The organism is Streptomyces pathocidini (assembly GCF_001418495.1).
Lineage (GTDB): Bacteria > Actinomycetota > Actinomycetes > Streptomycetales > Streptomycetaceae > Streptomyces > Streptomyces pathocidini.
In genome coordinates this window covers 1-6,004 of record NZ_LIQY01000055.1, presented here as the reverse complement: position 1 = coordinate 6,004, position 6,004 = coordinate 1, and the positions used below count along the sequence as shown (strand labels likewise).

The window sequence follows — 6,004 nt, the reverse complement described above, 5'->3', positions numbered from 1 at the left end:
CTCCTCGGCGGCTGGTGAGGCGCATGCCTCCACGGGTGGACTGCATGGGACACAGTCTGGCTGACGGATCGTCAGCTGGGAACCCCACCCGCGCCGCCTGCCGGGGTTTGCCACAGGACTGCCGCAGGCACGTGTCGGCGGGACTGCCCGCCGACCGCCGTGCCTGCCACAGGACCGCCACGGCCGACCGTAAGTCCGCCATGGCCGATCGCAGGTCCGCCGTCGGCGGCTCAGTCCGAGATCAGGCCCTCCCGTAGCTGTGCCAGTGTTCGCGTCAGCAGGCGGGAGACGTGCATCTGCGAGATGCCGACCTCCTCGCCGATCTGAGACTGCGTCATGTTGGCGAAGAAGCGGAGCATGATGATCTGGCGTTCCCTGGGGGGGAGTTTGGCCAGCAGGGGCTTGAGCGACTCGCGGTACTCGACGCCCTCCAGCGCCGAGTCCTCGTACCCCAGCCGGTCCGCCAGGGAGCCCTCGCCGCCGTCGTCCTCGGGGGAGGGCGAGTCCAGTGAGCTGGCGGTGTACGCGTTGCCGACCGCAAGGCCGTCGACCACGTCCTCCTCGGACACGCCCAGGCAGGCGGCGAGTTCGGGCACGGTCGGCGAGCGGTCGAGCTGCTGGGACAGTTCGTCGCTGGCCTTGGTAAGGGCCAGCCGCAGCTCCTGGAGGCGGCGGGGGACCCGCACGGACCAACTCGTGTCCCGGAAGAAGCGCTTGATCTCGCCGACGACGGTCGGCATCGCGAACGTCGGGAACTCCACGCCGCGTTCGCAGTCGAACCGGTCGATCGCCTTGATCAGGCCGATCGTGCCGACCTGGACGATGTCCTCCATGGGCTCGTTGCGGCTGCGGAAGCGGGCCGCCGCGTAGCGCACGAGCGGGAGGTTGAGTTCGATGAGGGTGTCACGTACGTAACCCCGTTCCGGGCTGTCCGCGTCGAGCGTGGCGAGCCGCAGGAACAGGGAGCGGGAGAGGGTGCGGGTGTTGATGGCGTCGCAGTTGTCGAGCGTCGCGTCGGGTGCGTCGTTGGTGAGCACCTTCGAGCTGCCCAGTTCTACGGACATGCCACCCCCTTGAGGTCGCGGACGGGTCGCAGCTGTACTGGTCGTCCGGGCTTCCGCCCGGCGAGCAACGCAGCCTCCACCTGAATACCGGCGGCGGGGCCACAGCAAACGCGCTTCCCGCAGAATGTCACATGTCGGCAACACGCTGTAGCGCCAAGTCGACATATCTGCGCTGGAAACGCGGGTCTCTGGTCGCTCTGTCCGGTTACGTCTCGATCCGATTTGCGGATCTCAGTCGCGCGAAGCTCCTCGACAGCAGCCGGGAGACATGCATCTGAGAGACCCCCAGCTCCGCGCTGATCTGGGACTGCGTCAGATTGCTGTAGTAGCGGAGCAGTAGGATCCGCTGCTCGCGCTCGGGCAGCTGGACGAGCAGGTGCCGTACGAGATCCCGGTGTTCGACACCGGCCAGCGCCGGGTCCTCGTAGCCGAGCCGGTCGAGCAGCCCCGGCAGCCCGTCGCCCTCCTGGGCCGCCTCCAGCGAGGTGGCGTGGTACGAGCGGCCCGCCTCGATGCAGGCGAGCACGTCCTCTTCGGCGATCTTCAGCCGCTCGGCGATCTCGGCGGTGGTCGGCGTCCGGCCGTGCTGGACCGTCAGATCCTCGGTGGCGCCGTTGACCTGGACCCACAGCTCGTGGAGGCGGCGGGGGACGTGGACGGTGCGCACGTTGTCCCTGAAGTAACGTTTGATCTCGCCGACGACGGTCGGCATCGCGAACGTCGGGAACTGCACGCCGCGTTCGGGGTCGAACCGGTCGATCGCGTTGATGAGCCCGATCGTGCCGACCTGGACCACGTCTTCCATGGGCTCGTTGCGGCTGCGGAAGCGGGCCGCCGCGTAGCGTACGAGCGGCAGGTTCGCCTCGATCAGCGCCGCCCGTACGCGCGTGTGCTCCGGGGTGCCGGAGTCGAGCGAGGACAGCTCCTTGAAGAGGATCTGGGTGAGCGCGCGGGTGTCGGCGCCCCGGCGCTCGCGCGCGGTGGGTTCGCGGGGGCCTGCCGGTTCGCGGGGTGTCGGTCCGTGGGGGGATTCGGGGGTGGTCTCGTCGCCCGTCTCGCCCGCGTCGTCGCCCTGGGGCAGCGGGGCTTCGGACGCGGTACGGGCCGACGCGGTCATGCCACCCCTTCAGGTCTCTCGGTCCACTTGTCCGGCAAAAGCGGTCATAGCATCACAAGACATGTGCACTGTGTGCAAGCACCGGATATCGCCGTGTTGGCGGCAAGTCGGGGCTCTTCCGGGGGAGTTCCCGCAGTCCGGAGGCGCGAGAAAAGGCCCCGACGCCATGGGGCGTGGGGCCTGCTTCCCGTACGGGTCAGAAGGGGTAGTCGGCGATCACCCAGGTGGAGAATTCGCGCCACTGCGCGACGCCCGCCTGGTGCGCGGGGTGGGCCAGATACCGCTGTAGTGCGTCCTGGTCCGCGACCGCCGAATTGATCGCGAAGTCATAGGCGATCGGCCGGTCCGACACGTTCCAACCGCACTCCCAGAACTCCACCTCGGGGACCAGCGAGCCGAGCTTCTCGAAGGCCTCGGCCCCGGCGGCCACGCGCGGCTCGTCACGCTCGACGCCCTCGTTGAGCTTGAACAGGACCAGGTGGCGGATCATGCGGGGGCTCCTCGGTGCGGCGGGCGCTCGTACGGGGTGGGGGTCCGGTGCTCGTACGGGTCCGGTGCTCGTACGGGGGCGGCGCTCGTGCGGCGCCGGGGCGGTCAGTTGACCAGCTGGGTCATGAACTCGCCGACACCCTGCGCGGCGCTGGATATGCCCTCGAACCCTACCTGGACCAGGTCGGCGGCCCGGGCCGGGGAGGTGATGATCGTGTACAGCACGAAGACGATGACCATGTAGAGCGCGATTTTCTTCGTCTGCGCCATTCCCGTGCCGCCTCCCGTGCCGCAGTGTCCCGGCTGCTTTCCATCCGTACGGGTCGCGTGAGTCTATCCATACAAAGTGTCGATACGACGAGTCCCGGATCGCTCCGGGATCCACCGGCCCGATGCGTCCTGACATGGTGTTTATGGACCAAAGGCCCGGAGAGTTGGGTCCTTTGCCGGGCCTCGCGGGCTCCCGCGGCGCGCACCATGGAAGAGCGCCCCGCGGATCTGGCAGGAATCCGGGGCGCGGGAGGGGACCTCACTGCGGGGTCCTGGCCGCGAGCTTCCCCCTTGGCGGCCGGACTTGAGGGTCCCGATCTCCATCGGGGGGAGCGGCTTGTCCCCCCGATGCCGCTCCCCCCGTCCTTCTCTTCCGAGGGTCTTCTTCCCGGGTCTTCTTCCGGGTTCTTTCGGGCCGTCGGTCCTTTCTCTTCCCTGCGTTCTCTTTGTCGCGCCGTGCGGCGGCCCCATGGCTTGTTGCAGGGGGGTCGCAAGTGCAGCACATTGGCTCATTCGCGCCCGTGTCCGGCCTTGCGCCCTTCTCAGGGCCTCGTGGAGCATGGACTGGACCCGCTGAAACGCGGGCATTCCATGCATTCCCTCTCATTTCGAATCGGGGGGTTCGGGCGCACCATGACCGAGGATTCGACCGACTCAGGCGAGTTATCCGAGTTATCCGGTTCATCCGGGTGGGGCAGGCCGACGGTCGCCGTAGCGGGCGCCGAGTTCGGCTGGGGGAGCTCCGGCAAGTTGAGCGCGGTGATCGCGGCGCTGCGTGAGCGCGCGCCGAAGCCGCCCCGGTTCGTGGGGCTGGCCTCCTCCCTGGGGCGGCCCCTGCTCACCGAGCACGGCATCGACCGGTGGTACGACGTACCGCCCGGCGACCACCGGGCGGTCGCGGAGGTCGTACGGGCCGAGCGGGTCTCGGCCGGGCTCGTCGTCCTGGAGGGGCCCGCGGCCATGGCGCTGGAGAGCGCCGGGGTGCCGACCGTGTTCGTCGACAGCCTGCCGTTCCTGTGGACCGAGGGGGACCGGTCCGCCCTCCCGCTGGAGACCTCCGTCTACTGCGCCCAGCGCTGTGTCGGCCTCCCGCCCGAGTGCCGGGGCCTGCTGGCCTCGGTCCACCGGCTGCGCTGGGTCGAGGCCGTGGTCGCGGGCGCCACCACGGCACACCCCAGGGCCGGGCGCGGCGGCCCCTTCCGGCGGGCGCTGCTGAACCTGGGCGGCCTCGGCTCGCCGCACCTGGCGGACTGGACCCGCTACCCGCGCGTCGTCGTCCCGGCCGCGCTGGCCGCCCTGGAGGCGTCCGGGGCCCGCGAGGTGCACGTGGCGGGCAACCTGCCGAGTGGGCTCGTACGCGAGCTGCTGCCCGGGCCGGAGAGCGGGCTGCGCGTCACGGCGGGGCCGCTGCCCCACCGGGCGTTCCTCGACCGGCTCGCCGACTGCGACGTGCTGCTCACCTCGCCCGGGCTCACGACCCTGCTGGAGGCCGGCGCCCTCGCCGTCCCCGCCGTCTGCCTGCCCCCGCAGAACCTGAGCCAGATCTTCAACGCCCGCTTCCACGCCCACGCCGTCGGGGCCGCCGTCCGCGTCCCCTGGCCGGCGGAGGTCCTCTCCGAGGAGAGCGTGCTGGCGGACCGGTCCGCGGGTGAGGACGCGACCCTGCGCGGGATCTACGAGTCCATCGCCAAGGCCGCCGCACAGCCCGCGCGCGTGCGGCCCGCGCTGTCCCGGGCGGTGCTGGGCGCGCTGGGGCATGCCGCGCGCGGCGCCGGCTGGACCGGCCTCACCGACGCGGTCGGCACCGGCGGGGCGGCCCAGGTCGCCGGGCACGTACTGACCCTTCTGCACCAGCCCCGTCTGGAACGGACTCCGCTATGAGCACCGACAGCCCACGGCAGCGCTATCTGTTCATCAGGGTCCTGGAGGCCTGCAACGCGGACTGCTTCATGTGCGAGTTCGCGCTCTCCCGCGACACCTTCCGCTTCTCGGTCGAGGACTTCGGCGAACTGCTGCCCCGCGCAAGGGAGTCGGGGGTCGGCTACGTCCGGTTCACCGGCGGTGAGCCGCTGATGCACCGGGACGTGGTGGAGCTGGTGCGGATGGGCACCGAGGCCGGCATGAAGATGTCGATCATCACCAACGGCATGATGCTGCCGCGGCGGATCGAGGAGCTGGCCCGCGCGGGGCTCGCCCAGGTCATCGTCAGCCTGGACGGCGGCTCGGCCGAGACCCACGACGTCTACCGCCGCTCGCCCGGCATGTTCGACAACGGGCTGCGCGGCCTGCGGGCCGCCGCCGGGCTCGGCGTGCTGCCCCGGGTCAACACCGTGGTGGGGCCGCACAATTACCCCGAGATGCCGCAGCTGCAGAAGGTGCTCACCGAGGCGGGCGTGCGGCAGTGGGAGCTGTCCGCGCTCAAGCTGGAGCGCACCGTCCGCTACCCCGACCCCGAGCACGTACGCGCTGTCTGCGACCCGCTCTACGAGGCCGACCCGCGGCGGGTGCTCGTACCGCTGGGCAAGCGGTTCTACGGCGACACCCCGCTCGAACAGGAGCGGTACTTCGCCGACTCGGTCACGCCCCGGGCGAGCGAGCCGCTGTGCCACGTCGTGGACGACGTGATCTACATCGACGGCAAGTACGGGCGGATGTACGCGTGCAGCTGCCTGCCGCACCGCGAGGGCGAGGAGTTGGGCGGGGCGCCGCTGCGCGAGGGCGGGGTCGTGCACCTGGACACCCCGGTCTTCCGCAGCCACGCGGACTTCTTCCGCGAGCAGGGGCCGCGCGTCTGCGGCGGCTGCTCGACCACGGCCGCCGGATACAGCGACGACGTCGCCCGGCTGGGGACCGTACCGCCGTGGCGTTACTGACCGGCGGGGCGCCGTCCAGCGGCGGGGAGCGGCGCCCCGACTTCCCTCCCGGAGGACCCATGCAGCAATCAGGCCAGCCCCGCCCCCCGCACCCCGGTTCCACGGGGGCCCGCCGCCGGGTGCTCCTGGTTGACCGCCCCGGCCCCCTCGCCCCCCTCCCCGCCCCGCCCCCCGCCCCCCGCCCCCCTCGC

At 71.1% G+C, this 6,004-nt stretch carries 6 protein-coding genes; 2 read left to right on the top strand and 4 right to left on the bottom strand.

Features of this window, described 5'->3' with window-relative positions; genetic code table 11:
• Positions 1 to 230 precede the first annotated feature (230 nt).
• The 4 genes from AOK16_RS03655 to AOK16_RS27370 all read right to left on the bottom strand — a co-directional run bounded on the left by AOK16_RS03655 (position 231) and on the right by AOK16_RS27370 (position 2,940).
• Positions 231 to 1,064 (bottom strand): RNA polymerase sigma factor SigF, encoded by an 834-nt coding sequence (locus tag AOK16_RS03655; protein WP_055470756.1) that lies wholly within the window; start codon positions 1,062 to 1,064, stop codon positions 231 to 233.
• A 205-nt stretch (positions 1,065 to 1,269) separates the two neighbouring features.
• Entirely contained in the window at positions 1,270 to 2,181 is a 912-nt protein-coding gene (locus tag AOK16_RS03650; RefSeq protein ID WP_055470755.1) for an RNA polymerase sigma factor SigF, read from the bottom strand.
• 196 nt (positions 2,182 to 2,377) lie between these two features.
• The gene (locus AOK16_RS03645; protein WP_055470754.1) at positions 2,378 to 2,671 is read right to left on the bottom strand and encodes a Dabb family protein; all 294 of its coding nucleotides are present in this window, start codon (positions 2,669 to 2,671) and stop codon (positions 2,378 to 2,380) included.
• Positions 2,672 to 2,775: 104 nt separating this feature from the next.
• Positions 2,776 to 2,940, bottom strand: coding sequence for a hypothetical protein (locus AOK16_RS27370; RefSeq protein WP_169790854.1), 165 nt, complete (start codon positions 2,938 to 2,940; stop codon positions 2,776 to 2,778).
• A 633-nt stretch (positions 2,941 to 3,573) separates the two neighbouring features.
• Between AOK16_RS27370 and AOK16_RS03640 the strand changes: the two genes are divergently transcribed.
• The gene (locus AOK16_RS03640) at positions 3,574 to 4,821 is read left to right on the top strand and encodes a hydroxymethylcytosylglucuronate/cytosylglucuronate synthase (RefSeq protein WP_079101025.1); all 1,248 of its coding nucleotides are present in this window, start codon (positions 3,574 to 3,576) and stop codon (positions 4,819 to 4,821) included.
• Positions 4,818 to 5,813, top strand: coding sequence for a cytosylglucuronate decarboxylase (gene blsE / locus AOK16_RS03635; RefSeq protein ID WP_055470753.1), 996 nt, complete (start codon positions 4,818 to 4,820; stop codon positions 5,811 to 5,813). The genes AOK16_RS03640 and blsE overlap by 4 nt, the downstream gene beginning before the upstream one ends.
• Positions 5,814 to 6,004: the final 191 nt, after the last annotated feature.